Origin of the sequence: Nocardioides segetis (assembly GCF_051390595.1) — a bacterium.
GTDB lineage: Bacteria > Actinomycetota > Actinomycetes > Propionibacteriales > Nocardioidaceae > Nocardioides.
Genome location: NZ_JBNINR010000001.1, coordinates 381,721 through 407,566 on the forward strand (window position 1 = coordinate 381,721; position 25,846 = coordinate 407,566).

26 protein-coding genes are annotated in these 25,846 nt (G+C 73.2%); 13 read left to right on the forward strand and 13 right to left on the reverse strand.

Annotated features, from left to right (window positions below; translation table 11 throughout):
- The first annotated feature begins 31 nt into the window (after window positions 1-31).
- Window positions 32-1,153, forward strand: coding sequence for a hypothetical protein (locus ACPZVR_RS01670; RefSeq protein ID WP_436697829.1), 1,122 nt, complete (start codon window positions 32-34; stop codon window positions 1,151-1,153).
- Between the two features lie 3 nt (window positions 1,154-1,156).
- Here ACPZVR_RS01670 and ACPZVR_RS01675 read toward each other — a convergent pair whose 3' ends face one another.
- Entirely contained in the window at window positions 1,157-2,332 is a 1,176-nt protein-coding gene (locus ACPZVR_RS01675; protein WP_436697830.1) for a pyridoxal phosphate-dependent aminotransferase, read from the reverse strand.
- Between the two features lie 109 nt (window positions 2,333-2,441).
- Between ACPZVR_RS01675 and pyrE the strand changes: the two genes are divergently transcribed.
- Window positions 2,442-2,984 carry an orotate phosphoribosyltransferase gene (pyrE, locus tag ACPZVR_RS01680; protein ID WP_436697831.1) on the forward strand — a complete coding sequence of 181 codons (543 nt, stop codon included), beginning with the start codon at window positions 2,442-2,444 and terminating at the stop codon, window positions 2,982-2,984.
- A 62-nt stretch (window positions 2,985-3,046) separates the two neighbouring features.
- Here pyrE and ACPZVR_RS01685 read toward each other — a convergent pair whose 3' ends face one another.
- Window positions 3,047-3,481 (reverse strand): VOC family protein, encoded by a 435-nt coding sequence (locus ACPZVR_RS01685; protein ID WP_436697832.1) that lies wholly within the window; start codon window positions 3,479-3,481, stop codon window positions 3,047-3,049.
- 112 nt (window positions 3,482-3,593) lie between these two features.
- Here ACPZVR_RS01685 and ACPZVR_RS01690 point away from each other — a divergent pair, with 112 nt between their 5' ends.
- Window positions 3,594-4,253: a DedA family protein gene (locus ACPZVR_RS01690; RefSeq protein ID WP_436698213.1), complete on the forward strand. Its 660-nt coding sequence runs from the start codon at window positions 3,594-3,596 to the stop codon at window positions 4,251-4,253.
- A 25-nt stretch (window positions 4,254-4,278) separates the two neighbouring features.
- On the opposite strand, the gene ACPZVR_RS01695 is transcribed toward ACPZVR_RS01690, so the two are convergent.
- Window positions 4,279-5,058 (reverse strand): DedA family protein, encoded by a 780-nt coding sequence (locus ACPZVR_RS01695; protein WP_436697833.1) that lies wholly within the window; start codon window positions 5,056-5,058, stop codon window positions 4,279-4,281.
- A 126-nt stretch (window positions 5,059-5,184) separates the two neighbouring features.
- On the opposite strand from ACPZVR_RS01695, the gene ACPZVR_RS01700 reads away from it, so the two are divergent.
- Window positions 5,185-5,832: a TrmH family RNA methyltransferase gene (locus ACPZVR_RS01700; RefSeq protein ID WP_436698214.1), complete on the forward strand. Its 648-nt coding sequence runs from the start codon at window positions 5,185-5,187 to the stop codon at window positions 5,830-5,832.
- 20 nt (window positions 5,833-5,852) lie between these two features.
- On the opposite strand, the gene ACPZVR_RS01705 is transcribed toward ACPZVR_RS01700, so the two are convergent.
- Window positions 5,853-6,350, reverse strand: a complete 498-nt coding sequence (locus ACPZVR_RS01705) for a SigE family RNA polymerase sigma factor (RefSeq protein ID WP_436697834.1) — start codon at window positions 6,348-6,350, stop codon at window positions 5,853-5,855.
- The gene (locus ACPZVR_RS01710) at window positions 6,347-7,201 is read right to left on the reverse strand and encodes a hypothetical protein (RefSeq protein WP_436697835.1); all 855 of its coding nucleotides are present in this window, start codon (window positions 7,199-7,201) and stop codon (window positions 6,347-6,349) included. Before ACPZVR_RS01710 ends, ACPZVR_RS01705 begins: the two co-directional genes overlap by 4 nt.
- Before the next feature lie 116 nt (window positions 7,202-7,317).
- On the opposite strand from ACPZVR_RS01710, the gene fbaA reads away from it, so the two are divergent.
- From fbaA to ACPZVR_RS01730, 4 genes are read left to right on the forward strand one after another with little or no spacing between them, the layout of a single operon-like run.
- On the forward strand, window positions 7,318-8,349 hold the full coding sequence (gene fbaA / locus ACPZVR_RS01715; protein ID WP_436697836.1) for a class II fructose-bisphosphate aldolase: 1,032 nt from the start codon (window positions 7,318-7,320) through the stop codon (window positions 8,347-8,349).
- Between the two features lie 10 nt (window positions 8,350-8,359).
- On the forward strand, window positions 8,360-9,658 hold the full coding sequence (gene ilvA, locus ACPZVR_RS01720) for a threonine ammonia-lyase IlvA (protein ID WP_436697837.1): 1,299 nt from the start codon (window positions 8,360-8,362) through the stop codon (window positions 9,656-9,658).
- A 57-nt stretch (window positions 9,659-9,715) separates the two neighbouring features.
- Window positions 9,716-9,952, forward strand: a complete 237-nt coding sequence (locus ACPZVR_RS01725; RefSeq protein ID WP_436697838.1) for a type II toxin-antitoxin system Phd/YefM family antitoxin — start codon at window positions 9,716-9,718, stop codon at window positions 9,950-9,952.
- A complete protein-coding gene (locus ACPZVR_RS01730; protein ID WP_436697839.1) occupies window positions 9,949-10,359 on the forward strand; it encodes a type II toxin-antitoxin system VapC family toxin in 411 nt (136 codons plus the stop codon). The genes ACPZVR_RS01725 and ACPZVR_RS01730 overlap by 4 nt, the downstream gene beginning before the upstream one ends.
- A gap of 17 nt (window positions 10,360-10,376) precedes the next feature.
- Here the strand turns inward: ACPZVR_RS01730 and ACPZVR_RS01735 are convergent, their stop codons facing one another.
- A complete protein-coding gene (locus ACPZVR_RS01735) occupies window positions 10,377-11,864 on the reverse strand; it encodes a DHA2 family efflux MFS transporter permease subunit (protein ID WP_436697840.1) in 1,488 nt (495 codons plus the stop codon).
- A gap of 51 nt (window positions 11,865-11,915) precedes the next feature.
- Here ACPZVR_RS01735 and ACPZVR_RS01740 point away from each other — a divergent pair, with 51 nt between their 5' ends.
- On the forward strand, window positions 11,916-12,338 hold the full coding sequence (locus ACPZVR_RS01740) for a DUF3151 domain-containing protein (protein WP_436697841.1): 423 nt from the start codon (window positions 11,916-11,918) through the stop codon (window positions 12,336-12,338).
- 49 nt (window positions 12,339-12,387) lie between these two features.
- Here the strand turns inward: ACPZVR_RS01740 and ACPZVR_RS01745 are convergent, their stop codons facing one another.
- From ACPZVR_RS01745 to ACPZVR_RS01765, 5 genes are all read right to left on the reverse strand, one after another.
- Window positions 12,388-12,561, reverse strand: coding sequence for a hypothetical protein (locus tag ACPZVR_RS01745; protein ID WP_436697842.1), 174 nt, complete (start codon window positions 12,559-12,561; stop codon window positions 12,388-12,390).
- Between the two features lie 88 nt (window positions 12,562-12,649).
- Entirely contained in the window at window positions 12,650-14,347 is a 1,698-nt protein-coding gene (gene lysS / locus ACPZVR_RS01750) for a lysine--tRNA ligase (RefSeq protein WP_436697843.1), read from the reverse strand.
- 27 nt (window positions 14,348-14,374) lie between these two features.
- Window positions 14,375-15,268, reverse strand: a complete 894-nt coding sequence (locus ACPZVR_RS01755) for a diacylglycerol/lipid kinase family protein (RefSeq protein WP_436697844.1) — start codon at window positions 15,266-15,268, stop codon at window positions 14,375-14,377.
- Window positions 15,269-15,296: 28 nt separating this feature from the next.
- Window positions 15,297-17,135 carry an FtsX-like permease family protein gene (locus ACPZVR_RS01760; protein WP_436697845.1) on the reverse strand — a complete coding sequence of 613 codons (1,839 nt, stop codon included), beginning with the start codon at window positions 17,133-17,135 and terminating at the stop codon, window positions 15,297-15,299.
- The gene (locus tag ACPZVR_RS01765; protein ID WP_436697846.1) at window positions 17,135-17,878 is read right to left on the reverse strand and encodes an ABC transporter ATP-binding protein; all 744 of its coding nucleotides are present in this window, start codon (window positions 17,876-17,878) and stop codon (window positions 17,135-17,137) included. The genes ACPZVR_RS01760 and ACPZVR_RS01765 overlap by 1 nt, the downstream gene beginning before the upstream one ends.
- A gap of 132 nt (window positions 17,879-18,010) precedes the next feature.
- Here ACPZVR_RS01765 and ACPZVR_RS01770 point away from each other — a divergent pair, with 132 nt between their 5' ends.
- The 3 genes from ACPZVR_RS01770 (at window position 18,011) to ACPZVR_RS01780 (ending at window position 21,541) form a co-directional block, all read left to right on the forward strand.
- Complete coding sequence (locus ACPZVR_RS01770) at window positions 18,011-19,291, forward strand: sensor histidine kinase (protein ID WP_436697847.1); 1,281 nt, start codon at window positions 18,011-18,013, stop codon at window positions 19,289-19,291.
- Between the two features lie 50 nt (window positions 19,292-19,341).
- On the forward strand, window positions 19,342-19,992 hold the full coding sequence (locus ACPZVR_RS01775; protein ID WP_436698215.1) for a response regulator transcription factor: 651 nt from the start codon (window positions 19,342-19,344) through the stop codon (window positions 19,990-19,992).
- An 88-nt stretch (window positions 19,993-20,080) separates the two neighbouring features.
- Window positions 20,081-21,541 carry a carboxyl transferase domain-containing protein gene (locus tag ACPZVR_RS01780; protein ID WP_436697848.1) on the forward strand — a complete coding sequence of 487 codons (1,461 nt, stop codon included), beginning with the start codon at window positions 20,081-20,083 and terminating at the stop codon, window positions 21,539-21,541.
- Between the two features lie 73 nt (window positions 21,542-21,614).
- Here ACPZVR_RS01780 and ACPZVR_RS01785 read toward each other — a convergent pair whose 3' ends face one another.
- Window positions 21,615-21,989, reverse strand: coding sequence for a nuclear transport factor 2 family protein (locus ACPZVR_RS01785; RefSeq protein WP_436697849.1), 375 nt, complete (start codon window positions 21,987-21,989; stop codon window positions 21,615-21,617).
- 238 nt (window positions 21,990-22,227) lie between these two features.
- Between ACPZVR_RS01785 and ACPZVR_RS01790 the strand changes: the two genes are divergently transcribed.
- The gene (locus ACPZVR_RS01790; protein WP_436697850.1) at window positions 22,228-23,511 is read left to right on the forward strand and encodes an adenylosuccinate synthase; all 1,284 of its coding nucleotides are present in this window, start codon (window positions 22,228-22,230) and stop codon (window positions 23,509-23,511) included.
- Between the two features lie 14 nt (window positions 23,512-23,525).
- Here ACPZVR_RS01790 and ACPZVR_RS01795 read toward each other — a convergent pair whose 3' ends face one another.
- A complete protein-coding gene (locus ACPZVR_RS01795; protein WP_436697851.1) occupies window positions 23,526-25,745 on the reverse strand; it encodes a serine/threonine-protein kinase in 2,220 nt (739 codons plus the stop codon).
- Between the last annotated feature and the right edge of the window lie 101 nt (window positions 25,746-25,846).

Consider the following 25,846-nt stretch of genomic DNA (forward strand, 5'->3'; position numbering starts at 1 on the left):
GACGTGTGGGCCGGTCTGGTGGAATGGACCCATGAGCCAGGAGCAGCCCCGGCCGGGACAGGCGACGCTGGCGGGCGCGCTGATCATCGGCGGTTCCGTCTTCGTCGTCCTCGCCGCCTGGCAGCGGATCTCCACGCTCCACACGCTGGAGGTGCAGGAGGAGCTCGAGCGGTTCATCACCGAGCCGATGACCGGCGACCTCGGCATCAGCGTCGACACCCTGGCCACCCTGATCCGGGTGCTGTGCCTGATCGGCGCGGGCGCCGCGACGGCGTCGATGATCCTCGGCGTCCAGGTGTTCAAGCGCTCGGCGAGCGCACGGATCGCCCTGACCGTGCTCTCGCCCCTGCTGTTCGTCGGCGGCCTGACGGCGGCCGGATTCCTCGCGCCGATGGTGCTCGCCGGCATCGCACTGCTCTGGCTGCAGCCCACCCGTGACTGGTACGCCGGCCGCCCGTGGATCCAGCGCTACGAGGAGCGGCGCGCCGCCCGGCTCGCCGGCCTCCGACCGCCCGGCGCACCCGGCTCGCCGGGCACGCGGGGCGGAACGCCGGCCGAGCCGACGCAGTCGTCGACGCCGGCGACACCGGCGACACCGGCGACACCGGCGACTCCGGCGATGCCGCCGGCGCCGCCCGCGCCCGGCCTGGCACACCCGCCTCACGCCGCGCCGTGGCCGGCGCCGGTGCCGCCCGCGACCGGGCAGCGCCCCCGGCGCGGCGACCGTCCGCAGGCCCTGCTCCTGGCGTGCGTGCTCACCTGGCTCACGTCGGGTCTCGTCCTGGCCGTGCTCGCGGTCGTCGCGGCCGTCGTGCCCGCCCAGAGCGAGGAGCTGTACGCCGAGATGCAGCGTCAGCAGCCGCAGATGATGAAGGAGTCCCAGCTCGGCGAGCAGGACCTGGTGGCGGTGCTGTTCGTCTTCATCGGGGGACTGGCCGTGTGGGCCCTGACCGCCGCGGCGCTCGCCGGGCTGGCGTTCGCCGGCCACAACTGGGCCCGCATCGCACTCGCGATCTCCGGCGCGGGCGCCGCCGTCGTCGCGCTCGCCCTGTCGCTGGGCGCCTGGCCGCTGGTCGTGCTGGTCGCGGTGGCGGCCGGGACGATCTGGCTGCTCGTGCGGCCCGAGGTCGGGCACTGGTACTCCGGGCGTTGAGGCTCAGGCCCGCAGGTCCGCCGCCGTGAGCCGGCGGACCGCCTCGGCGAGCACGTCGGGACGCTTGCAGAACGCCCAGCGGACGAGATGCCGTCCGCTGCCCGGCGCGTCGGGGTGGTCGTAGAACACCTCCGACGGGATGGCCACGACACCCGCCCGCTCGGGCAGCGCACGGCAGAACGCGCTGCCGCTGGACCAGCCGAGCTCGCCCACGTCGGTGGTGGCGAAGTAGGTGCCCTCGGGGACGTACGTCGTCAGGCCGGCCGCGCGCAGCCCGGAGACGAGCTGGTCGCGCTGCTCGCGGAGGTCCCGGGCCAGAGCCGTCGGGAAGGCGTCGCCTGCGTCGAGTGCGGCCGCGACCGCGGGCTGCAGGGGTGAGCCGGAGGTGAAGGTGAGCCACTGCTTGGCCGCCGTCACCGCCGCGACCAGCTCCGCGGGGCCGGTCGCCCAGCCGACCTTCCAGCCGGTGACCGACCACGACTTCCCGGCGCTCGACAGCGTCAGCGTCCGCTCGGCCATGCCGGGCAGCGTGGCGATCGGCACATGCCGATGGCCGTCGAAGGTGAGATGCTCGTAGACCTCGTCGGTCACGACGATCAGATCGTGCTCGGTCGCGACCCGCGCCACGGCGGCCAGCTCGCCCGCGTCGAGTACGCGTCCGGTCGGGTTGTGGGGGGTGTTGAGCAGGATCAGCCTGGTCCGTGCCGACACCGCGGCCTCGAGCTCGGCCGGATCGAGACGGAAGTCCGGCGCGCGCAACGTCACCGGCCGGCGTACCCCTCCGGCGAAGTCGATCATCGCCGGATAGGAGTCGTAGTACGGCTCGAGCACCACCACCTCGTCGCCCGGGTCGACGAGCCCGAGCAGCGCTCCGGCGATCGCCTCGGTGCATCCGGTGGTGACCACGACCTCCCGGTCGGGATCGAGCTCGATGCCGTAGTGCCGCTGCTGGTGCCGGGCGATCGCCTGGCGCAGCGCGGGGACACCGATGCCGGGGGCGTACTGGTTCGCCCCTCCGTGCAGTGCGGCGACGGCAGCCTCGATCAGCTCGGGCGGGCCGTCGGTGTCGGGGAAGCCCTGACCGAGGTTGACGGCGCCGGTCCGGACGGCCAGCGCGGACATCTCGGCGAAGATGGTCGCGCCCATCCCGGCGACGCGACGGGCAGCAGGGTGGTGCACGAGACCCGACCCTACTGCCGGACGATCCCGCGCCGGCGCGCTCCGCGGGCTTCGGTGGGCCGGGCGACCTCGATCGGCACCCGGGCCGGGGAGGCAATAGCCTCAGACCGTGACGACCACCGACACCGACCTCGCCGCCGACATCGACGCCACCTGCCGCCTCACGGGTGAGTTCGTGCTCCGGTCCGGCCAGGTGAGCAACGAGTACTTCGACAAGTACCTCTTCGAGGCCGACCCGCTGCTGCTCGCCCGGGTCGCGCGCGAGGTCGCCCAGCTGCTGCCGGCCGACACCGAGCTCCTCGGCGGCCTCGAGATGGGCGGCATCCCGATCGCGACCGCCGTCAGCCAGCTGGTCGGCCTGCCGGTCGTGTTCGTCCGCAAGAAGGCCAAGGAGTACGGCACCGCCAAGCTCGCCGAGGGGCCGTCGTACGACGGCCGCCGGGTGGTGCTGATCGAGGACGTCATCACCACCGGCGGCGCCGTGCGTGACGCGACGAACGCGCTGCGCTCGGGCGGGGCCGTGGTCGAGACCGTCGTCTGCGCGATCGACCGCAGCCCGGCCGGGGAGAACCCGCTCGCCGACGTCGAGCTCGAGGTGCGCGCGGTGCTGACGAAGGCGGAGCTGGACGCCGCGCGGGCCGCCCGGGCCTGAGGCCGCCGCCGCCGACCTTGCAGGAATCGCCGGTCGACCGGCGATACCTGCACCGGCCCGGCTCAGCCCTCGCTCGGCGCGCCGGCGATGTTGACCAGCCACGCGACGCCGTACCGGTCCTCCAGCATGCCGAAGCTGTCACCCCACGGGGCCTTCTCCAGCGGCTGATGGATCGTGGCGCCCTGGGACAGGCCGTCCCACCAGGCGCGCAGGGTCGCCTCGTCGTCGCTGGGGCCGCTGATGCTGACCTGCTGGGTCTGCGGCTCGCCGGGCACGTGCGAGGGGTGGTCGGCGCCCATGAGGAGCACCGTGTCGGACACCGACAGCGATGCGTGCATGACCCAGTCGACCTCGGCCTCGGCGACGCCCATCGCGGTGCCGCCCATGTCGGCGAAGGTCATCACGGTGAGCTCGCCGCCGAGCACGGACTGGTAGAACTCCATGGCCTCGCGGGCCTGCCCGCGCCAGTTGACGTAGGGGTTGAGGTTGATGGTCATCGCTGCTCCCTGGTGTTCGGTGGATGCGGTCAAGTAGGAGGACCGGGCGCGCGGTCCGGACTCATCGCCGATCCGGCTCCCTCAGGGAGGATGCAATAGCCTCGGGGCCGTGATGAACCCGGGCACCGGCCAGGAGGACCTCACCGGCATCGCCGGGTGGGCCGTCGACCTCATGGAGAAGCTCGGCCCCTTCGGCGCCGGCGTGGCCATCGCGCTGGAAAACCTGTTCCCGCCGCTGCCCAGTGAGATCATCCTGCCGCTCGCCGGCTTCACGGCGAGCCGGGGCGAGTTCACCCTCGCCGAGGCGCTGATCTGGACGACGGCCGGCTCCGTCGTCGGTGCGGTCGTGCTGTACTGGCTCGGGGTGCTCATCGGCCGCGACCGGATCTACTGGATCTGGGAGCGGCTGCCGCTGACCAAGCGGAGCGACCTCGAGCGCACCGAGGCGTGGTTCGCCCGGCACGGCAAGAAGACGGTGTTCTTCGGCCGGATGATCCCGATCTTCCGCAGCCTCATCTCGGTGCCCGCCGGGGTCGAGCGGATGCCCTTCGCGACGTTCCTGGGCCTGACGGCACTGGGCAGCGCCCTGTGGAACACGACCTTCGTCCTCGCGGGCTACTACCTCGGCGAGCAGTGGCACCGGGTCGAGGACTACGTCGGCGTCTTCCAGTGGATCGTCATCGCGGTCGTCGCCGTGGCGGTGTGCTGGTGGTTGGTGCTGCGGGTGCGCTCGACCGTGCGCGCCCGTCGCGGCGACGCGGACCCGGCCTGACCCGACCCGACCGGCGGGGCGTCGGTCAGACGCCGTCCTTCGGCTTCACGTCGAAGCCGGCGATGTCGCGGTCCGGCCGACCGTCGTGGTCGAGATCCTCGGCCGCGGGGGCGTTGGTCCGCTTGCGCCGGATCGCCTCGACGAGCATCAGGACGCCACCGAACGCGAAGATCGCGATGATCACGTAGTCGATGTTGTCGCCCAGCCACGGGATGCGCTTGCCGAGGAAGTAGCCGAGCATCGAGATCGACGCGACCCAGAGCACCGCGCCGATCGCGCTCCACACGTAGAAGCGCCGGCGGTCCATGCCGGTGACGCCGGCGACGACGGTGATGTAGGTGCGGACGAAGGCGACGAAGCGGCCCAGGACCAGCGCCTTGTTGCCGTGCTTGTCGAAGAAGACGTCGGTCTCGTCGATGTACTTCTGCTTGAACAGTCGGCCGTCGCGGGCGTAGATCCGCGGCCCGATCTTGCGGCCGATCTCGTAGCCCGCCACGTTGCCGGCGAAGGCCGCGAGGATGAGCAAGGTCATGCCGATGAAGAGCTCGACCAACGGGGAGCCGGGGAAGACGTCGAGGCGTTCGGTCGCGACGAAGATGCCGAAGGCGAACAGCAGCGCGTCGCCGGGCAGGAACGGGAAGAACAGCCCGCACTCCACGAACAGGATCAGGAGGCTGAGCCAGAGGAACTCGGTGCCGAAGCGCTCCAGCAGCCACTCGGGATCGAGCCAGTCGATGCCGAGGAACAGCGGGGTGATGTGCTCGGTCGCACTCGAGACGATCGGCAGCATGTCGAGCGAGACCACGGGCCAACGCTACCTGCCCGAGCCCAGGGACGGAGCGGCACGGTGGGATCCGGTGACATCCGGTGGCACCGCATAGGGTCGGGCCTCGTGAAGGAGTCGGGGGAGGAGCGGGCGCCGTACGACCCCATGCCCCACGGGCAGCCCGAGGTCGGGGTCGGTCCCTGGCCGGGCCCGTGGCCGCAGGGTCCGGGCAGCGAGGTGTACGACGAGACGCTGCTGCGCGACGGTGATCGCCGCAATGTCGTCGACCGCTACCGGTACTGGAGCGTCGAGGCGATCGTCGCCGACCTCGACCGTCGCCGCCACGGCTTCCACGTCGCGATCGAGAACTGGCAGCACGACTTCAACATCGGCACCATCGTCCGCTCCGCCAACGCCTTCCTCGCCGCCGAGGTCCACATCGTCGGCAACCGCCGCTGGAACCGCCGCGGCGCGATGGTCACCGACCGCTACCAGCATGTGCGCCACCACCCGAGCGTCGCCGAGCTCCACGCTTATCTGGCCGAGACCGGGGTGCCGCTCCTCGGCATCGACAACCTGCCGGGATCGGAGCACCTCGAGACGATGGCCCTGCCCGAGCGGGTCTGCCTGCTCTTCGGCCAGGAGGGCCCCGGCCTCTCGGAGGGGGCGAGGGAGGCCTGCGACGGCACCTTCTCGATCGCGCAGTTCGGCTCGACCCGCTCGATCAACGCGTCCGCCGCCGCGGCCATCGCCATGCACACCTGGATCCGCCAGCACGCCGACCTGGGCGGCGCCGCGGCCTGGCGCGGGTGAGCCGGCGACGGGCCAGCATGTCAGCCGGTCTCGACCTCCGCCAGCCGTCCGCGCAGCGCGGCCAGGCCGCGCGAGGTGTGGCTCTTGACCGTGCCCTCGGCGATGCCGAGCTCGGCGGCGACCTCGGCGACCGGGAGTCCGAGCCAGTGCCGCAGCAGGACCGCCGCCCGCTGTTGGGCGGGTAGCTCCTGGAGGGCGGCGACGAGCGAGTCGCGGTCCTCGACGCCGAGGCCGGGGGAGGCGGCGAGGTCGGGGAGGGTGTCGGTCGGGATCTCGCGGCGGACGGCGCGGCGGGACTCGTCGATGGCCGCGTTGAGCAGGATCCTGCGGACGTAGGCGTCCTCGGTGCCCTGCCGCGAGACCCGGGGCCAGGCGACATAGAGCCGGACGAGCGCGGTCTGCACGAGGTCGTCGGCGCGGTGCCAGTCGCCGCACATGCCGTAGGCGATGCGCCGCAGTCGGTCGCGGCGGGCGGTGGCGAACTCGACGTACGCCGCCTCGCGCTGGGCGCGCCTCACCGGCCGGTCCGCAGGTGGTCGACGAAGTCGGCCATCGTGCCGTGCCCGTCGGCCGGCGGGTAGTCGTCGGCGACGGTCAGCAGGGTCAGGTCGTCGGCGCGGTGGGCCACGCCCCACACCTGCTCGGAGCCGACCCGCAGCCGGACCGGCACGCCGTCGGCGAGGAAGGGCAGGGGGTCGCCCTGGCGGACCAGCTGGACGCCGTAGCGGGCCGCGAGCCGGCCGTCGTCGTCGAACGCGACGAGCTGGTCGGTCGAGCCGGTGAACTGCAGGTCGGCCTGGTAGGCGACCCAGGTGTCCAGGTCGGGGAAGACGCCGCTCGCCTCGGGGTCGGCGACCCCGCTCCCGCTCTGGGCCGCGCTGCCGCCGTCGTCCTCCACGCCGCGCTGGTAGAGCAGCGCCCAGACGACCTGGTCGCCGTTGCGGACGGCCAGCGCCACCGACGCGACGACGCGGGAGTCGTCGTCGAGCGCGAAGCCGGTGAACGGCTCGTTGACGCGATCGACCACGGTCCAGCCGCGCTGCACGACCAGGTCGCCGGTCTCGGCGTCGTACCCGACGGGGAACGCGGCGGGCAGGTCGCCAGTCGTGCGGAGGTCGTCCGTGCGGACGCCGGCGGCCGCCGCGACCGGAGCCGACCGGTCCCGGCCGCGCTCGGCCACCGAGCCGGTGGCGGCCCATACGGTGCCGCCCAGGACGAGCGCCAGGGCCAGGCCCGCGGTCGACACGGTCAGCCGGCGACGGCGCACGGCGCGCCGGCCGGCGCCGATCGTCGCACCGATGTCGAAGTCCGGGGGCGGGGTACGGCGCTCCCCGAGCTCGGCCTGCAGCCGGTCGATGATGTCCTGCACGGGTCCTCCGAGGGTCGGAACGATTCACTCAACCACGGATACGCGCGCCGACCCCGATCGGTTGTCACGGTAGGTTGAGACGGACGTAACCGGACCCCGCGCAGGAGCCAGCCAGCATGCCCATCGCCACCCCTGAGAAGTACGCCGAGATGCTCGACGCCGCGAAGTCCGGCGCGTTCGCCTTCCCGGCCATCAACGTCACGTCCTCGCAGACGCTCAACGCAGCGCTCCGGGGCTTCGCCGACGCCGGCTCCGACGGCATCCTCCAGGTGTCGACGGGCGGGGCCGAGTACCTCTCCGGCCCGTCGGTGAAGGACATGGTCACCGGCTCCGTCGCCTTCGCCGCGTACGCCGCGGAGGTCGCGAAGAACTACCCGGTCAACATCGCGCTGCACACCGACCACTGCCCCAAGGACAAGCTCGACGGCTTCGTCCGGCCGCTGCTCGCGATCTCCGCCGAGCGGGTCGGCCGGGGCGAGGCGCCGCTGTTCCAGTCGCACATGTGGGACGGCTCCGCCGTACCGCTCGACGAGAACCTGCAGATCGCCGAGGAACTGCTCGCCAAGGCGGCCGCCGCCCGGGTGATCCTCGAGATCGAGGTCGGCGTCGTGGGTGGCGAGGAGGACGGCATCGTCGGCGCGATCGACGAGAAGCTGTACACGACGCCCGAGGACGCCCTCGCCACCGTGCGTGCGCTCGGCATCGGCGAGAAGGGCCGCTACCTGACGGCCCTGACCTTCGGCAACGTGCACGGCGTCTACAAGCCCGGCAACGTCAAGCTGCGCCCCGAGATCCTCCGCGACGCGCAGGCCGCGGTCGTCGCCGAGCTCGGCCTCGCCGAGGGCGCCAAGCCGTTCGACCTCGTCTTCCACGGCGGCTCCGGCTCCACCGCGGACGAGATCGCCGCGGCGGTCGACTACGGCGTGGTGAAGATGAACGTCGACACCGACACGCAGTACGCCTTCACCCGGCCCGCCGCGGACCACATGCTGCGCAACTACGACGGCGTGCTGAAGATCGACGGCGAGGTCGGCGACAAGAAGGCCTACGACCCGCGCGCCTGGGGCAAGGCGGCGGAGGCCGGCATGGCCGCGCGCGTCGTCGAGGCGGCCGAGAACCTGCGCTCGGCCGGCAAGACCGTCGGCTGACGGCCCACCGGTGGGCACCGAGGTTCCCGAGCTCCCGACCGCGGCGGACGTCGACCGGGCGGCCGGTCTCCTCGGGTCGGTCATCGCGCCGACCCCGCTGCAACGCGCCGACCGGCTCTCGGCCGTCACCGGTCACGAGGTCTGGCTCAAGCGCGAGGACCTCACTCCGGTGCGCTCCTACAAGGCCCGCGGCGCCTACACGGTGCTCGCCGGGCTGTCCGAGGAGGAGCGCGCCCGCGGGGTGACCTGCGCGAGTGCCGGCAACCACGCCCAGGGCGTGGCCTTCGCGTGCGCCCGCGCGGGCGTGCACGCGACCATCTTCCTGCCGCGCACCACGCCGCGACAGAAGCGGGACCGCGTGGCGGCCCTGGGCGGCGACCAGGTCGAGGTGGTCATCGCCGGCGACCAGTACGACGACGCGGCCGTGGCGGCGGCCGAGTTCGCCGCGGCGTCGGGTGCCACGGTCGTGCCCGCGTTCGACCACCCCGGGATCGTGGCGGGCCAGGGCACGGTCGCCGCCGAGATCCTGGCCCAGTCCGCCGAGCTCGGCTGGCAGCCGGACGCGCTGGTGCTGCCCGTCGGGGGTGCCGGACTGATCGCCGGCTGTCTCACGGTCCTCGGCGAGCGGCTGCCCGGCGTCCGGGTCCTGGCCGCCGAGCCCGCGGGAGCCGCCTCGCTCGCCGCGGCCCTCGCCGCCGGGGGCCCGGTCGAGCTCGACACGGTCGACCCGTTCGTCGACGGCGCCGCCGTACGCCGGGTCGGCGACCTCACCTACCGCGCCGTCGCCGCGGCGCAAGGCGCCGTCGACCTGTCGCTCGCGGCGGTGCCCGAGGGCCTGATCTGCGTGGAGATGCTGGACCTCTACCAGGTCGACGGCATCATCGCCGAGCCCGCGGGGGCCCTCGCACCCGCGGCCCTGCGCCTGAGCTCCGGCGGCCTCGGGGGCCTGCCGCCCGGCAGCCGGGTGGTGGTGGTCGTCTCCGGCGGCAACAACGACGTCTCCCGCTACGCCGACATCGTCGAGCGCGCGCTGGTGCACGAGGGCCTCAAGCACTACTTCCTCGTGGAGTTCCCGCAGGAGCCCGGCGCGCTGCGCCGCTTCCTCGACGACGTCCTCGGGCCCGACGACGACATCACGCTGTTCGAGTACACCAAGCGCAACAACCGCGAGACCGGACCGGCGCTGGTCGGCGTCGAGATGCAGTCGCCGGACGACCTCGCGGGGCTGCTCGCCCGGATGGAGGAGTCCCGGCTGCGGGTGGAGAAGGTGCCGCCGGACAGCCCGCTGTTCGGGTTCGTGCTCTCCTGAGGAACGGCGTGGGCCGCCTGGTAACTACGTAGTACCATATGAAGGGGAGGTGGTTCGATGAGCGTTGTCAGCGCGCGTGCTTTCAACCAGTCCCCTTCTGCGGTCAAGGCGATGGCCGACAAGGAGCCGGTGTTCGTGACCGACCGCGGCGAGCCCACCATCGTCGTGCTCAGCATCGAGTACTACGAGCGGCTCACCGGCGGCGGAAACCTGCGGGACTCCCTGGTCATGGAAGGGGATGCCGACTTCGAGCCCGTGGTCGTTCGAGAGCCGGGACAGGTCGCGGATCTGTGACCTACCTGCTCGACACGAATGTCGTCAGTGAACTGCGCAAGCCGGCGGCCGACCGACGCGTCGTCGCCTGGGCCAGCGCGCTCGGGAAACGGGACGCCTTCCTCAGCGTCGTGACGATCCGCGAGCTCGAGGCGGGCGTGCTGCTGGTCGAGCGCCGGGACGCCGAACAGGGCTTCCGGCTCCGCGCGTGGTTCGAGCAGAGCGTGCTCGCCGGCTACGCGGACCGGATCCTCCCGGTCGACCTCGCCGTGGCGCGGCGGGCGGCCGTCCTGCATGTGCCCGACCCGAGGCCGGAGCGGGACGCGTTGATCGCGGCGACGGCGCTGGTCCACGGCTTCGCTGTCGCCACCCGCAACGTTGCCGACTTCGCGCCGACGGGGGTGCGCATCGTCGATCCCTGGGCGTGATCCGGAAGCCTGGGAGGTCAGTGCGCCGCGAAGCCCTCGTGCCGAGGCAGCTCGTAGAACATCACGGCGACCAGGCCGAGGACGTAGACCGCGGCGGGCAGCCAGAGCGACTGCTGCATCGCCCGGCTGAACAGCTCGGCCACCTGGGGGTCGGGGATCCGCGCGGCGCCGGCCTCGCCGTGCGCGGCGGCGCCCGGCAGGTAGTGGGCCAGGCGGCTGTCCATGATCACCGCGATCGCAGCGGCGCCGAGTACCGAGCCGACCTGGCGGGTGGCGTTGTAGACACCGGCGCCCGCGCCGGCCTGGTGCATCGGCAGGTTGCGGTTGGCGGTGGTCGCGGTCGGCGCCCAGATGAAGGCGTTCCCGACGCCGATCAGCCCCATGGGGAGCGCGAGCTCCCACACGGGGACACCGGGCTCGAGGCGCCAGATGAGGGCGAGGAAGCCGACCAGGCTGGCTGCGAACCCGAAGCCCAGCACCCGGCGCGGGTGCTGACGATCGGAGAGGCGGCCGACCAGCCGGGCGAGCAGGATCGACATCACCGCCATCGGCAGCATCAGCAGCGCAGCCTGGGTCGGCGAGTAGCCGCGCACCGCCTGGGCGTAGAGCATGAGGGGGAAGCCGAAGGACGCGGCGACGGCGCCCATGCAGGTGATCGCGATCGTCGACACCGAGAAGTTGCGGTCGCGGAACAGCTCGAGCGGCACCAGCGGCTCGGTGCGGTTGAGCCGCTGCCACACGATGAAGGCGACCAGGGCGACGCTGCCGCCGGCGATCATCGCGATGATCCAGTCCGCCCAGTCCTTCTGGTGGCCCTCCTGGATGCCGAAGCAGAGCAGGAACATGGCTCCGCCGGACAGGGCCACCCCGATCCAGTCGAACCGGTGCGCATGGGTGGGCAGCGCCGGCACCAGGCGCCACGCCATCACGAAGGCGAGCAGGCCGACCGGCAGGTTGACGAAGAAGATCCACTCCCAGCCCAGGCCGTCGGTGAGCACGCCGCCGAGCAGCGGGCCGACGACCATCGCGACGCCCGCGGTCGCGCCCCAGACCGCCATCGCGCTGCCGCGCTGGGCGGGCGGGAAAATGCGGGTGATGATCGCCATCGTCTGCGGTGTCATCATCGAGGCGCCGAGGCCCTGGACGACGCGCGCCAGGATCAGTGCCTCGACGGTCGTCGTCAGACCGCACCACAGCGAGGCGAGGGTGAAGACCGTGAGGCCGATCAGGTAGAGGTACTTCGCGCCGTAGCGATCGCCGAGCCGTCCGGTGATCAGGACGGGCACGGCGTAGGCCAGCATGTAGGCGCTGGAGACCCACACGACGTCGTTCACCGAGGCGTCGAGGTCCTCGATGATCGTCGGCGTCGCCACCGTGACGATCGTGAGGTCGACCAGGATCATGAAGAACCCGATGACCAGCGCCCACAGCGCGGGCCACGGGTTGATCGGCCGCTCCGCCGTCGACCGCGTGACGGATGAGGGTGCGTTCCGAGCCACGACCATCAGTCAACACCCTGCGGCCGACATCCCTCCCCGGCGGGGGAGAATGGCGGCATGAGCATCACGCCCGGCGCCGACCTGATGGCCGGCCCTCCGCCCACCCACCTGCCCGTCGACCCGGCCGAGGCGCTCCTCGCCGAGGGCCACCAGCCCTCCGACGTCGTCCGCCGGCTCCCGTCGTCACCGCTCGCCTGGGCCACCCTCGCCGAGCAGGCCCGTGACGGTGGCGACGACGACGTCACGGTGTACGCGTACGCCCGGGTCGGCTATCACCGCTCGCTCGACCTGCTCCGCCGCAACGGCTGGAAGGGTCACGGCCCGGTCCCGTGGGAGCACGAGCCCAACCGCGGCTTCCTGCGCGCCCTCGCCCTGCTCGCCCAGTCCGCGCGGGCGATCGGCGAGACCGACGAGTGGGAGCGCTGCGCCACCTTCCTGCGCGACTCCAGCCCGACGGCGTACGACGCCCTGCTCGGCTGAGCGTGGATCCAGGCTGAGCGCGGCGGGCGCCGGTGACCCGGACCCGGTGTCAGGCCCGGACGGCCAGGTAGGCCGCGGCGACCAGCAGGATCAGCCCGAGGGCCGCTGCGATCGGGAGGTCGCTCGGCCGGGGGGCGCGGTGCGCACGGGTGGGCGCCGGCCGTTCGGCGGCAGGGGTGGGCTCGGTCGCGCGGTGCTTGCTGGTCAGTGGGGTGGTCCGCATGGGATCTCCTTCTCCGAGATGTCACCTGACCGGACGGGATCCGGGGGCGTTCATCACGCGGATCCGGGAGATTTCTCGCGGAGCGCGGCTAGGGAACGAGCAGGGAGCGCACCTTGTCGTGCCCGAGCGCGGCGAACAGCGTGGGCAGTCGCGGCCCCCGCTCGGCGTCGACGAGCAGGTGGTAGAGCAGCGTGAAGAACGCCTTCTGGTCGGCCTTGACCTCGTCGGTCGGCGCGTCGGCCAGCGTCAGCCCGCGCGCGATCTTCGGCACGCCGTAGATCACCGTGGTGAGCATGTCGAGCTGGTCGTCGGCACCGTAGGCGGCGGCGAGCCGCTTGACCAGGAGCCCGATCCAGGTCGACTCCTGCTCCGAGAGCGACCGGAGCCGGTCGACGTCGGCGACCTCGCGGACCGTGGTGCGCTCCTCGGGGTCGACGTACTCGGTGATCCAGGTGGCCGCCTTCGCCAGTCGCGGCTCCAGGTCGGCCTCGGCGGCCCCGACGGTCCGCGCGGTGATCTCCCGGGAGCCGGCGGTCACGTCGGCGACCGACGACAGCATCCGGAACGGTACGACGACCGCCGGGGTCGGCAGGGTGCCGGCCGTCGACGTCGCGGAGGCGCGCTCCCAGGCGAGGACCGCGGCGTCCCGCTTCTCCGGGATCGCGGCCTTCTTCGTCAGCGCGTCCCACTCGTCGTAGAGCCGCAGCACCTCCTGGCCGAAGTCGACGTTGAACGCCTGCTTGGGCTGCCGGCGCGCGTAGAGCCAGCGCAGGATCGGGGCCTCGAGGATTCGCAGCGCCTCGGCCGCGGTCGGCACCCCGCCCTTGGACGACGACATCTTCGGCATGCCGGCGACACCGACGAAGGAGTAGCCGACGAAGGACGGCGCGGTGCCGCCGAAGATCGGGCCGACGATCTCCTTCCCGACGGTGTAGGACGAGCCGGGGGAGGCGTGGTCGACGCCCCCGGGCTCGAAGTGGACGCCCTCGAAGGTCCAGCGCATCGGCCAGTCGACCTTCCAGACCAGCTTGCCCTCGTCCTGCGTTGCGACGTTGGTGACATAGGAGTCGCCGCACACGTCGCAGGTGTAGGCGAGGTCGGTCGTCTCGTCGTCGTAGGACGTGAGCGTGACGGTGTCGCGGCCACAGCCGCGGCAGTAGGGCTTGTAGGGGAAGCGCGCGAGGTCCTCGGTCGAGCCGTGCCCCGCCTCCTCCTCCGCGGTGGACTCCTCGCCCTCGACCTTCTTGGTGCGGAACCGCGACATCACCGCCTCGATCTCGCCGCGCTTGCGGATCGCGGTGAGGATCTGCTCGCGGTAGCTGCCGGACCGGTACATCGCGGTCTGGTCGACCTCGACCATGTCGCAGCCCATCTCGACGAGTGCGGCGCGCAGCGGCGCCTTGTAGCGCTCGCCCCAGTTGGCGAACTCGCCCGTGGGGTCCGGGACGGCGGACAGCGGGCGTCCGATGTGCTCGTTCCAGGCGGTGTCGATGCCGGCGGGGACCTTGCGGAACCGGTCGTAGTCGTCCCAGCTGTGCAGGTGCCGCACGGCGATGCCGCGGCGGCGGATCTCCTCGGCCACGAAGTGCACGGTGAGGAACTCGCGCAGGTTGCCGAGGTGGATCGGCCCCGACGGGCTGATGCCGGACGCGCAGGTGACGAGGTCGGGCAGGGTGCCGCCGTTGACCTGCTCCGCGTGCCGCAGCGCCAGGTCGGCGGTCCGGGTCACCCAGTCGCTGGGATCCTGCTGCCGGTCGTCCTGGGAGCTGCGCTGTCCTCGTGCCACGGCAGGAAGCCTATTGCGCCCCTTCCGCTAAGCCACAACGCACACCATGGAGTACGCCGCCGGCAGCACCCGCCACGCGCGCTCGGTCACCGGGCCGTCGATCTCGCCGTCGCTGTTGCAGTCGAAGGCGTCCCCGCGCACACGCACCGAGGCGCCGCGGACGATCCGGACGTCGCCGTGCTCCTCGTGCCGCGCGAAGGGCAGGCGCACGAGATAGCCGAGCCGGGCGAGCGTGCTCGCCGGCGTGGCGATCAGCACGTCCACCTGGCCGTCGTGGGGCTGCGCGTCCGGGGTGAGCTCGGTGCCGCCTCCCACGGAGGCGCCGTTGCCGACGGCGACCATGAGCACCGGCTGGTCGACATCGACCACGACCGCGTCGTCGACCTCCACCCGGATCCGGAGGCTGGGCGGGTGGAGCGCGGTCTGCAGCGCCCCGATGGGATATCCGATCCGGCCCAGTCGCGCCTTCCAGCGAGCACCGCGCTTGCCGGCCTCGGCGCCCGCGCCGAGATGGACGCTGTTGACGGTGACCTGCCCCTCGTCGTCGACGACCAGGTCGGTCGGGCGCGTCCTGCCGGCGAGGACGACCCGGGCGGCCTCCTCGGGGTCCAGCGGCAGGCCGAGCGTGCGGGCGAAGTCGTTGCCGGTGCCCAGGGGGATCAGCCCGAGTGTCCTCCCGGCGAGGTCGCCGCTGCTGTGCAGCTGCTGGACCACGGCGTGGATGCTGCCGTCGCCGCCCGCCGCGACGATCGTGCGTGAACCGGCGCCGGCCAGCACGTCGGCGAGCTCCTCGGGCGAGGCCGTGGCGCGGACCTCGACCTCGGCGCCCTCCCGGAGCACCGCGAGCGCGGCATCGACGGCCTCCTGGTCCGCCGTCCCGGCGTCGCTGTTGGTGATGAGCAGCAGCGGAGGAGTGGCCACGGAGCAACCTTAGGTCCACGGTCGAGGGTCAGGTCCGGATCCGGACCACGGGCAGCACCGCCGCCACCACGGTCACCGCCGCGCAGGAGCCGGCGATCGCGAGCAGGCTCGCCCACGGCACCGTCAGCGGTACGTCGTCGAGGCCGGCCGTCATCGGCGCGCGCAGCAGCACCGCGACGGTCACGGTGACCGCGGCGCCGAGGAGGAGAGCGGCGCACGCGACCATGACGGACTCGGCGAGCACCATCCGGCGCACCTGGGCGGCGGTGGCGCCGATCAGCCGGGTGGCCGAGAACTCCCGGCGCCGCTGCAGGCTGCCCATGAGCAGCGTGTTGGCGATGGCGATGCCGGCGTAGAGCCCGGTGGGAGCGAGGATCGCGACCAGGCCGACCTGGTTCTGGTCGCGCTGGGCCCGGTCGATCCGGGTGATCCACTGCTCGGCGGTGAGCACGTCGCCGGTGGTCCGGGGTGCCAGCGCGGCCCGCAGCGCCGCGGGGTCGCTGCCGGGCGGGGGCAGCACGAACCAGGTGCCGGTCGACTCGGCCCCGTGGGCGCGCGCGAGCTGCCGTGGGAGCAGCAGGTCGTCGTGCAGCGTGGCGGCGTCCTCGACGACGGCGACCACCCGCAGGCGCATCCGGGCGCCGTCGGGGAAGCGGACGCGCACCTGCGAGCCGAGGCCGAATCCCGCGTCGAAGACGGCGGAGCGGCTGATCGCCAGGGTGCGGCCGGTCAGCCGGGACAGGTCGCCCTCATGGGTGCGGATGCCGCGCGTGGCCACCGCGGTGGCGGGGTCGATGCCCTCGGCCGTCCAGTCGCTCGCCATCTCGCCGCCGGTCGCCACGGCGACGGTGTTGCGATCGTCGACCACGGCACCCGCCGGTGCGACCGGGGCCGTGGTCGTGCCGGTGACCACGACGGGTGCGGCGAGCCGCTGGCGGGTGATGCCCTGGTCCCAGTCGGCCGCGAAGCTCAGGCTGAGGATCAGCGAGCCGGCGATCGCCGAGATCGCCAGCACCGGCGCGGCCAGCGACGTGGTCCGCCGGGCCTGGTTGCCCACGTTCTCCCGCGCCAGCCCGAGCACGGGGTGCTCGCGGAAGGGCGCCGTCAGCGCCCGCACGAGCAGCGGGAGCAGGACCGGGCCCCAGCAGACCAGGCCGACGACGATCAGCTCGGGCACGAAGATCGACAGCAGGAGCGCGAGCACCGGGTCGCCGGCGCGGATGCCGACCAGCATGAGCGCCGCGCCCACCAGGCACAGCGCGCCGACGCCTCCGCGCACCACCCCCACGCGTCGACCGGTGTCGGTCGCCTCCCGCAACGCCTGGGCCGGCGGCACCTTCGCGGCGCGGCGCGACGCCGTCCAGGCGCCGAGCAGCGCCACGACGACGCCGCACGCCGCCGAGATCAGCGGCGGGCGCAGGTCCCAGGTGAGCGGCACCCGCCCCGGCGTGACGCCCTGGGCGGCGAGGAGGACGGCGAGTGCCAGGGCCACCAGCCGGCCCAGCACCGCGCCCGCGGCGGCCGCCAGGACGGCGACCACGACCGCCTCGACGCGCACCTGGCGTCGTACCTGCCGCGGAGTGGCGCCGACCAGGCGCAGCAGGCCGAGCTCGCGCCGCCGCGCGGTGACCGCGAAGCCGAAGGTGCTCGCCACGACGAAGACCGCCATGAAGCTGGCGAAGCCCGCCATCACGCCGAGCAGGGACAGTGTGTCCTGCGCCTCCGGGCCCTGGTCGCCGACCGAGACGGAGAGCACGACCACCCCGGCGATGAGCGCGACACCGAGGGCGACCGCGACGAACGACCCGGCGTAGAGCGCGCGATGCTGGCGCACCGAGCTCAGCCCGAGATGGATCGCCGGGGGCATCACCGCTCCAGCTCGCTCATCGCGGCCGCGATCTGCGCCGCGGTGCCGCGGGCGAGGTGACCGACCACGACGCCGTCCTCGAGGAAGAGCACGCTGTCGGCGTACGACGCCGCGAGCGGGTCGTGGGTCACCATGACGACGGTCAGCCCCTCGGTGTCGACGGTCGAGCGGAGCAGCTCCAGCACCTGCCGGCCGGTCGTGCGGTCGAGCGCCCCGGTCGGCTCGTCGGCGTAGACGACCTGGGGACGGGTCACGAGCGCGCGGGCGATGGCGACCCGCTGCTGCTGGCCGCCGGAGAGCTCGGCCGGCCGGCGGCGCTGGTGCTCACCCAGTCCCACCCGGGTCAGCGCGGCGGCCACCTCCCCGCGCGCGGGACGACGGCCCGCGAGCCGCGCCGGCAGCGCCACGTTGTCGTAGGCGGTGAGCGCGGGCAGCAGGTTGTAGGCCTGGAAGACGAAGCCCATCGCGACGCGGCGCAGCCGGGTCAGCGCGGCCTCGTCGAGGCGCCCGAGGTCGTGACCGCCGACGAGGACCCGCCCCGCGCTCGGCCGGTCCAGGCCCGCGGCACACTGCAGGAGCGTCGACTTGCCCGAGCCGGACGGCCCCATGATGGCGGTGAAGCTGCCGGGCGCGAAGGCATGGGTGACGCCCCGGAGCGCGTCCACCCGGCCGGCCCGGGAGCCGTAGCTGCGGGCGACGCCGTCGAGGACGATGGCGGGCGGGGCTAGGGTCGTGGAGCTCATGGGGACCAGCCAACCGGCGTCCGGGCGCGGGCGCGCTGGCCCGGGCGCGAGAGCGAGGGTAGCGCGGGCGCCACCTCCGCCCGGGCCTCCGCACCCCTCCGCGCGTCCCCGCGGATCCCTACGCTGGGGCGCATGTCCCGCCCGGAGTCCGCCTGGAGTGCGTTGCGGGGCAACCCGGCGCGGTTCCTGCTCTCCTCCTGGCCCTGGCGCTCGCTGGCCTACCTGGCGGGCACGGCCGGCGTCGGCTTCGCGGTCCTGGTGGTCCTGCTCGGGCTGCTGCTGGCCGGTGCCGTCACCGCCGTCGTCGTGGTCGGCTTCCTCCTCATCGGTGCCATCCCGCTCGTCGCGGTCGCCGTGCTGACGCTCGAACGGCGCCGGATCCGGCTGATGCGACCGGGCGTCGTGCCCCTGGGCGAGCCGCGCCCGCCGGTGGCCGGCGGCCCGCGGGCCTGGGTGCGACAGCGCCGGCGGGAGCCGCCGTCGGGCCGCGAGGCCGGCTACGTCGTCCTGCTGGTCACCCTGCTCTGGCTGGTCGACGCGGTGGTGGCGTTCACCGCGGTGTTCCTCACCGGCATCTTCGTCGTGGCGCCGCTCGTCGCCTCGGTCGACCAGGTGGTGGTGTTCGCCTGGACCCCGGACTCCGCCGGCGAGGCGCTCCCCCTGCTCCTCGTCGGCGCGCCGCTGAGCTTCGTGCTGAGCGCCTACATCGTCACCGCGCTGGCCGCCGCGCAGGCGGCGCTCGCCGGGCTGCTGCTCGAGCCGGGGGAGGAGGAGCTGGAGCGACGGATCCGCCAGCTGCGACGCTCGCGCCTCGATCTCGTCGACGCCTTCGAGACCGAGCGCCGGCGCATCGAGCGGCATCTGCACGACGGCGTCCAACAGCGACTGGTGGCGCTGAGCATGACCCTGGGGCGCGCCGAGCTCGACGTGCCGGAGGGGCCGGGACTCGACCTGGTCCGGCAGGCGCACCGCGAGACCGAGGCGGCGCTGGCCGACCTGCGCGCGGCGGTGCGCGGCATCCACCCGCGGGTGCTCGTCGACCACGGCATCGCGGCCGCGGTGCGGGAGATCGCGGACCGGATGCCGGTGCCGGTGAGCGTCGCGCTGGACCTGCCGCGGCTGCCCGGCCCGGTCGAGGCGGCGGCGTACTTCGTCGTGAGCGAGGCGCTGACCAATGTGGCTCGCCATGCGGGCGCGCACGCGGTCGGGATCTCCGGCTGGGTGGCCGGCGACGAGCTGGTGGTCACGGTGACCGACGACGGCGCCGGCGGCGCCCGGATCGGCGCGGGCACCGGACTGGCGGGCCTGGTGACCCGGCTCGACGCGCTCGGTGGCACGCTGGACGTACGCAGCCCCGAGGGCGGGCCGACCGAGGTGAGGATGGAGTGTCCGTGCCGGACCGAGGCCCCGTGACCGGATCGCCGACCGGCTCCCCGACCCGCTCGCTGACCGGCGGACGGCGGCTGCGGGTGGTGATCGCCGAGGACCTGGCGCTGCTCCGCGAGGGACTCGTCGGCATCGTCGAGCGCGCGGGACACGAGGTGCTCGCCGCCGTCGAGACCGCCGAGGCGCTGGTGGCGTTCGTGCGCCACGACCCGCCCGACCTCGTCGTCACCGACGTGCGGATGCCGCCCGGCCACTCCGACGAGGGCCTGCGCGCCGCGGCCGCGATCCGCGCCGACCACCCGGGCATCGGCATCCTGGTGCTCTCCCAGTACGTCGCCGACGCCTACCTCGACGGCCTGCTCGAGACCGACGGGAGCGGCGGGACGGGCGGGATGGGCTATCTGCTCAAGGACCGGGTCGGCCACGTGCGCGAGTTCCTCGACAGCGTCGACCGGGTCGCGGCCGGCGGCCTGGTCGTCGACCCCGACGTGGTCCGCCAGCTGCTCTCCCGCCGTCGCGACGACGGCCCGCTCGCGGCGCTGACCGAGCGCGAGCGCGAGGTGCTCTCGCTGATGGCCGAGGGTCGCACCAACGGATCGATCGCGGCCGAGCTCGTCGTCAGCGAGGCGGCCGTGCGCAAGCACGTCGGCAACATCTTCGCCAAGCTCGACCTCGACCCCGACAGCGACCGCCGGGTCTCCGCGGTGCTGACCTACCTGCGCGGCTGACGCGGCGTGGCCGATCGCCACCCCAGGAGCGGCGCTTCGGCAGAAGTTGCCGACGTACGGCCCACGGGAGCGTGGTTGGATCCGGTCCATGAGCACGGCCGAGAGCACGCCCCGCCGCTGGACCGCACGTGAGCTGATCGACCTGGTGCTCGACGAGGGCTCCTACGAGTCGTGGGACGTCCCGGTCGACATCAGTGGTCACGACGAGGCCTACCAGGCCGAGCTGCGCGCCGCCGCGGAGAAGGCGGGCACCGACGAGTCGGTGCTGACCGGCCGCGGCACCGTGCGGGGCCGGCCGGTGGCGTTCGTGGTCAACGAGTTCCGCTTCCTGGCCGGCTCGATCGGCGTCGCTGCCGCGACCCGGATCGCGGCCGCCGTGCGCCGGGCCACCGCCGAGGGTCTGCCGGTGCTGGCGAGCACGTCGTCCGGCGGCACCCGCATGCAGGAGGGCACCCGCGCGTTCGTGAAGATGGTGGAGATCTCGCGAGCCCTGATGGAACACCGCGGCGCCGGCCTGCCGTACCTCGTCCACCTGCGCCACCCCACCACCGGCGGCGTGTACGCGTCGTGGGGCTCCCTCGGCCACGTGACGGTCGCCGAGCCGGGCGCGCTCGTCGGCTTCCTCGGGCCGAAGGTCTACGAGGCGCTCAACGGACGCCCCTTCCCGCCCGGCGTACAGCTCGCCGAGAACCTCGCCGCCCACGGCGTCATCGACGCGGTGGTGCCGGCCGAGCACCTGCCGGCGCTGGTCGACCACGCCCTCGGCGTCCTCGTCGACGCGGCCGAGGAGCCGACCCTGGAGCGTCGTACTCCGGTCGCGCCGGGCACCGCGCTCGACCACCCGGTCTGGGACGACATCGAGGCGACGCGCGCGGAGGGCCGGGTGGGCGTGCGCGACCTGATCCGGTACGGCGCCGCCAGCACCCTGCGCCTCAAGGGCACCGACGAGGGGGAGCGCGACGACACGGTGCTCATCGCCCTCACCCGCCTCGGCGGCCGGCCGTGCGTGCTCGTCGGCCAGGACCGCTCCCGCCAGACGCCCGCGACCCCGATGGGCCCCGGTGCCCTGCGCGAGGCCCGGCGGGCGATGGAGCTCGCCGAGGAGCTGCGGCTCCCGCTCGTCACCGTCATCGACACCCCCGGTGCCGAGCTGTCCCAGTCGGCCGAGGAGGGCGCCATGGCCGGCGAGATCGCCCGCTGCATCGCCGGCCTGGTCACCATGACGGTGCCGACCGTCTCGGTCATCCTCGGTCAGGGTTGCGGCGGTGGCGCGCTCGCCCTGCTCCCCGCGCAGACCGTCCTCGCCACCTCCCGCGGCTGGCTCTCGCCGCTGCCGCCCGAGGGAGCGAGCGTCATCGTCCACGGCGACCCGTCCCGCGCCGCCGAGATGGCGGCCCATCAGAAGGTCGGCGCGCTCGACCTGCTCGCGGACGGCAACGTCCACGGCGTCGTACCGGAGCTCCCCGACGACACCCCCGAGACGCTCGCCCGGGCCGTCGTGGCCGAGATCGCCGCCCGCCTCGCCGACCCGGCGCGTCTGAACGTCTGACAGACGCCGACCCGGCGCGTCTGAACGTCTGACAGACGCCGACCCGGCGCGTTTGAACGCGCCGGGTCGGGGTTCAGCTGACGACCATGTCCTCGCCGGCCCAGAACGCCCGCATGCTGGTGATCCGGCCGTGGTCGTCGAAGGTCATCACGTCGATCGGGGCGAGGGTGTAGGTCTGGTCGCCGGCCTTGGTGACCAGCTCGAAGGAGAAGGCCGCCTCGTTGCCGGCGACCCGGGCGAAGAGCAGGCGGGCGGACTGCTCGAGGCCGTCGAGGGCGGCGTAGAACTCGGCGATCTGCTCCCGCGTCGTGCGCACCTCCGAGCCGACCGGGTCCTCGACCGTGGCGCCCTCGGCGTACAGGGCGACGACGTCGGCGGAGGAGCCGGTGGCCACGAGGTCGACGTAGGACTGGATGGTCTCGAGGATGGTCTCGCGGCTGGCGCCCATGACGGCTCCTTGGGTCGGGTCGGTGCGGTCGGTCGCGACGAACTAGAACGTGTTCTCGCTGTGCCGAATCTAGTGCCTAGGTCGCGTTTTGGTAACGTGACGCCGCAAGAGCCCCGGTCTTGCCGGGGCTCCTTGCATGTGAGGACACCAGCAACAACACCGACAACAGTGGTGCGTTGAGCAGCCGGCCCGGCCCGCCGGGACGGAGGGACTCCGTCCGTGCGAAGGAGCAACCAAGATGCCTGCAATCGTGATCGTCGGAGCCCAGTGGGGCGACGAGGGCAAGGGCAAGGCCACCGACCACCTCGGCAGCCAGGTCGACTACGTCGTCAAGTTCAACGGCGGCAACAACGCCGGCCACACGGTCGTTATCGGCGACGAGAAGTACGCCCTCCACCTGCTGCCCAGCGGCATCCTCACCCCCGGCTGCACGCCGGTCATCGGCAACGGCGTCGTCGTCGACATCGACGTCCTGTTCCAGGAGATCGACGGCCTCGAGGCCCGCGGCATCGACACCAGCCGGCTCAAGCTGAGCGCCAACGCGCATGTCATCGCCGACTACAACCGCACCCTCGACAAGGTCACCGAGCGCTTCCTCGGCTCCCGCAAGATCGGTACGACGGGCCGCGGCATCGGGCCGACCTACGCCGACAAGATGAACCGCATCGGCATCCGGGTCCAGGACCTGTTCGACGAGAAGATCCTCACCCAGAAGGTCGAGGGCGCCCTCGAGCTCAAGGGCCAGATCCTCACGAAGATCTACAACCGCCGCGCGCCGTCGGTGCAGCAGACCGTCGAGGAGCTGCGCAGCCACGCGGACCGGCTGGCGCCGTACGTCTGCGACACGGGGCTGCTGCTCAGCCAGGCGCTCGACCGCGGCGACGTGGTGCTGATGGAGGCCGGCCAGGCCACCCTGCTCGACGTCGACCACGGCACCTACCCGTTCGTGACCTCCAGCAGCGCGATCTCCGCCGGCGCCTGCACCGGCACCGGCATCCCGCCGACCCGGATCGACCAGGTCATCGCGATCGCCAAGGCCTACACCACGCGCGTCGGCGAGGGCCCGTTCCCGACCGAGCTGCACGACGACAACGGCGAGTTCCTGCGCAAGGCGGGCTGGGAGTACGGCACCACCACCGGCCGCCCGCGCCGCTGCGGCTGGATGGACACCGTCATCACGCGGTACGCCGCCCGCGTCAACGGCGTCACGGACTTCGTGCTCACCAAGCTCGACACCCTGACCGGCCTGGCCGAGCTCCCCGTCTGCGTGGCCTACGACGTCGACGGTGTCCGCCACGACGAGATGCCGGTCAACCAGACCGACTTCCACCACGCCGTGCCGATCTACGAGAACCTCCCCGGCTGGACCGAGGACATCTCCGGCTGCCGCAGCTTCGAGGACCTCCCGAAGGCCGCACAGGACTACGTGGAGTACGTCGAGGCGCGCTCCGGTGCGCGCATCTCGGTGGTCGGCGTCGGCCCCGAGCGCGAGCAGGCCGTCGTCCGGCACCCGCTGCGCTGAGACGAGCCGCCGGGTCAGTCGACGAGGTCGAACCCGTCGTCGCACTCGGGCGCGCAGGCCAGCGCCCCCCAGCGCTGCCGGTCGCCGAACGCCGAGCCGTCGGAGAGCTGGACCCACAGGTCGAGACCGTCGTCGTTGCGGCCGTTGTTGGCCTCGTAGCGCAGCTCGACGAGGTCGGCGTCTCCGTCTCCGTCGACGTCGCTCAGCGCGCTGCCGGCGACGCCGCTGTCGTAGAGGTTCTTGCGGGCCTCGTCGAGCGCGACCTTCTCGGTGTACCAGCGGGCGCGGGGCACGAAGGCGCCGTCGGCGAAGTCGTAGACGAAGATGACCCGGCCGGCCGCGTTGGGTGCCACGATCTCGTCGTCCCCGTTGCCGTCGACATCGCCGACGAACCACTCGATGAGGACGGGGTCGACGCCGGCCCCGGTCAGGGTCCGCTCGGTGAGCATGACGAGCCTGCCGTCCTCGGGACGCAGCACGCGCATGACGTCGACGTCCTGGGCGTCCTTGCCGAACGCGACGACCTCCACGGCCCCGTCGCCGTCGAGGTCGGCGACCTTGACGAAGGTGTCGGCGAGCTCGCTGGAGTACCACTGCTGCGGCGTCGCGAAGCCCCCGTCGCCGGCCAGGGCGACGTGCAGGCTGTCGAGCTCGTCGGAGGGGTCACCGTAGAGGATCAGGTCGTCGCGTCCGTCGCCGTCGAGGTCGCCGAGGCCGGCGTTGTAGGCCTTGATGTCGAAGGCGGGGTCGAGGTCGAGGGTCGTGGTCCACCGCTCGCCTTCGCCGGGCACGACCGCCACCGTCAACCGGTCGTCGTCCTCGTCGAGCCACACCACGTCGGGGCGCGCGTCGCCGTCGACCTCCCCGATGAGGGGGTTCCCGGCCTCCGCGCCGGCGCGGACGGGCGTGCCGAACTGCAGGCCGGTCGAGGGCACGGTCCAGGTCGACAGCGGGTTGAGCGCCTCGAACCGGGTCTGGTGGATCAGTACGTCGCCGTACCCGTCGCCGTCGAGGTCGCCGGCCACCCGCGGCGCGGGTGCCGGGCTCTCGTCCCCGCCCGCGGCGGCGGTGTCGTCGCCGCGGGCGACCAGCCAGCCGATGCCCGCGACGAGCGCCAGGGCCACGATCGCCGCCACCGCGAGCGGCCAGCGCCGACGAGCGGCGCCCGTGGGCGCCGGGGAAGACGGGGATGACGGGGATGACGGGGATGACGGGGATGACGGCGACGCGGCGGCCGGGGACGCGGACGCGGGGGGAGGCGGAGGCGGGGGCGGCGGGACGGGGGACGCGGCATCGGAGCGGATGACGGTGGTGCCCGAGGAGCCCGACGGCCCCGTCGCTCCCGACGGCACGCCGTCGTCGGCGCCGTCGCCGCCGCTGTCGGGAAGGTCGGGGGCAGTCGCGGCGAGTCGCTCGAGGTCCACGCGCAGCGACGACGCGTCGGCGTACCGATGGGCGGGGTCCTTGGCCAGGGCCCGCGCGATCACGGCGTTCATCTCGGTCACGAAGGCCGAGTCCCCGTCGAGCTGCGGCACCGGTGCCTGCTGGTGGGCGAGCGCGACCTGCACCTCGGTGCCCTGGTAGGGCTCGTGTCCGGTCAGGCACGCCCACAGCACGCAGCCGAGGGCGTAGACGTCGCTGGCCGGCGTGGCCGGCAGCCCCTCGGTGCGCTCGGGGGACAGATAGGACCAGGTGCCGGCCACCGAGCCGGCCGCCGTGGGCACCGGGCTGTCGACGCCGTCGGTGCGGGCGATGCCGAAGTCGCAGAGGTAGGCGTGCTGATCGGCCGTGCCGGGGTCGCGGATCAGCACGTTCGACGGCTTCACGTCACGGTGCATGACGCCGACCCGGTGTGCGTCGGCGAGCCCGCGAGCCAGCTGGGCGCACAGCCGGAGCGCCTGCCGGGCCGGCATCGGGCCGTGCTCGCGCAGCCAGCTCCACAGGTCGCGCCCGTCGACGTACTGCGTCACGATGTACGGCGTCCCGTCCACCTCGTCGTGGTCGTGGATCGCGATGACGTGGGGTGAGTCGAGCCGGGCGAGCGCTGCCGCCTCGGCCTGGAACCGCTGCCGGAACTCCGCCGACTGCGCGAGCAGCCCGGTGATCACCTTGAGGGCGACGGTCCGCTGCAGCCGGGGGTCGGTTGCCGCGAAGACGACGCCCATCCCGCCCTGACCGAGCACCCGGTCCAGCTGGTAGCGGCCGAACTGCTCGCCGACGCTGGGCACGCGCATGAAAGCTCCCCCGAGATCTGTGGTACGACGCCCGCCAGTCTGCCTCAACGGCGCTCCGATGACCCGTTCTGCCCAGGAGGCGTGGTCCTTTCCGACCATCT

What these genes read in the sequence shown, in the direction of transcription:
- ACPZVR_RS01670 (WP_436697829.1), top strand. Translation starts at nt 32, where the DNA reads ATGAGCCAGGAGCAGCCCCGGCCGGGACAGGCGACGCTGGCGGGCGCG.
- ACPZVR_RS01685 (WP_436697832.1), bottom strand. Translation starts at nt 3,481, where the DNA reads ATGACCATCAACCTCAACCCCTACGTCAACTGGCGCGGGCAGGCCCGC.
- ACPZVR_RS01690 (WP_436698213.1), top strand. Translation starts at nt 3,594, where the DNA reads ATGAACCCGGGCACCGGCCAGGAGGACCTCACCGGCATCGCCGGGTGG.
- ACPZVR_RS01700 (WP_436698214.1), top strand. Translation starts at nt 5,185, where the DNA reads ATGCCCCACGGGCAGCCCGAGGTCGGGGTCGGTCCCTGGCCGGGCCCG.
- fbaA (WP_436697836.1), top strand. Translation starts at nt 7,318, where the DNA reads ATGCCCATCGCCACCCCTGAGAAGTACGCCGAGATGCTCGACGCCGCG.
- ACPZVR_RS01725 (WP_436697838.1), top strand. Translation starts at nt 9,716, where the DNA reads ATGAGCGTTGTCAGCGCGCGTGCTTTCAACCAGTCCCCTTCTGCGGTC.
- ACPZVR_RS01735 (WP_436697840.1), bottom strand. Translation starts at nt 11,864, where the DNA reads ATGGTCGTGGCTCGGAACGCACCCTCATCCGTCACGCGGTCGACGGCG.
- ACPZVR_RS01740 (WP_436697841.1), top strand. Translation starts at nt 11,916, where the DNA reads ATGAGCATCACGCCCGGCGCCGACCTGATGGCCGGCCCTCCGCCCACC.
- ACPZVR_RS01745 (WP_436697842.1), bottom strand. Translation starts at nt 12,561, where the DNA reads ATGCGGACCACCCCACTGACCAGCAAGCACCGCGCGACCGAGCCCACC.
- ACPZVR_RS01760 (WP_436697845.1), bottom strand. Translation starts at nt 17,135, where the DNA reads ATGCCCCCGGCGATCCATCTCGGGCTGAGCTCGGTGCGCCAGCATCGC.
- ACPZVR_RS01765 (WP_436697846.1), bottom strand. Translation starts at nt 17,878, where the DNA reads ATGAGCTCCACGACCCTAGCCCCGCCCGCCATCGTCCTCGACGGCGTC.
- ACPZVR_RS01770 (WP_436697847.1), top strand. Translation starts at nt 18,011, where the DNA reads ATGTCCCGCCCGGAGTCCGCCTGGAGTGCGTTGCGGGGCAACCCGGCG.
- ACPZVR_RS01780 (WP_436697848.1), top strand. Translation starts at nt 20,081, where the DNA reads ATGAGCACGGCCGAGAGCACGCCCCGCCGCTGGACCGCACGTGAGCTG.
- ACPZVR_RS01785 (WP_436697849.1), bottom strand. Translation starts at nt 21,989, where the DNA reads ATGGGCGCCAGCCGCGAGACCATCCTCGAGACCATCCAGTCCTACGTC.
- ACPZVR_RS01790 (WP_436697850.1), top strand. Translation starts at nt 22,228, where the DNA reads ATGCCTGCAATCGTGATCGTCGGAGCCCAGTGGGGCGACGAGGGCAAG.
- ACPZVR_RS01795 (WP_436697851.1), bottom strand. Translation starts at nt 25,745, where the DNA reads ATGCGCGTGCCCAGCGTCGGCGAGCAGTTCGGCCGCTACCAGCTGGAC.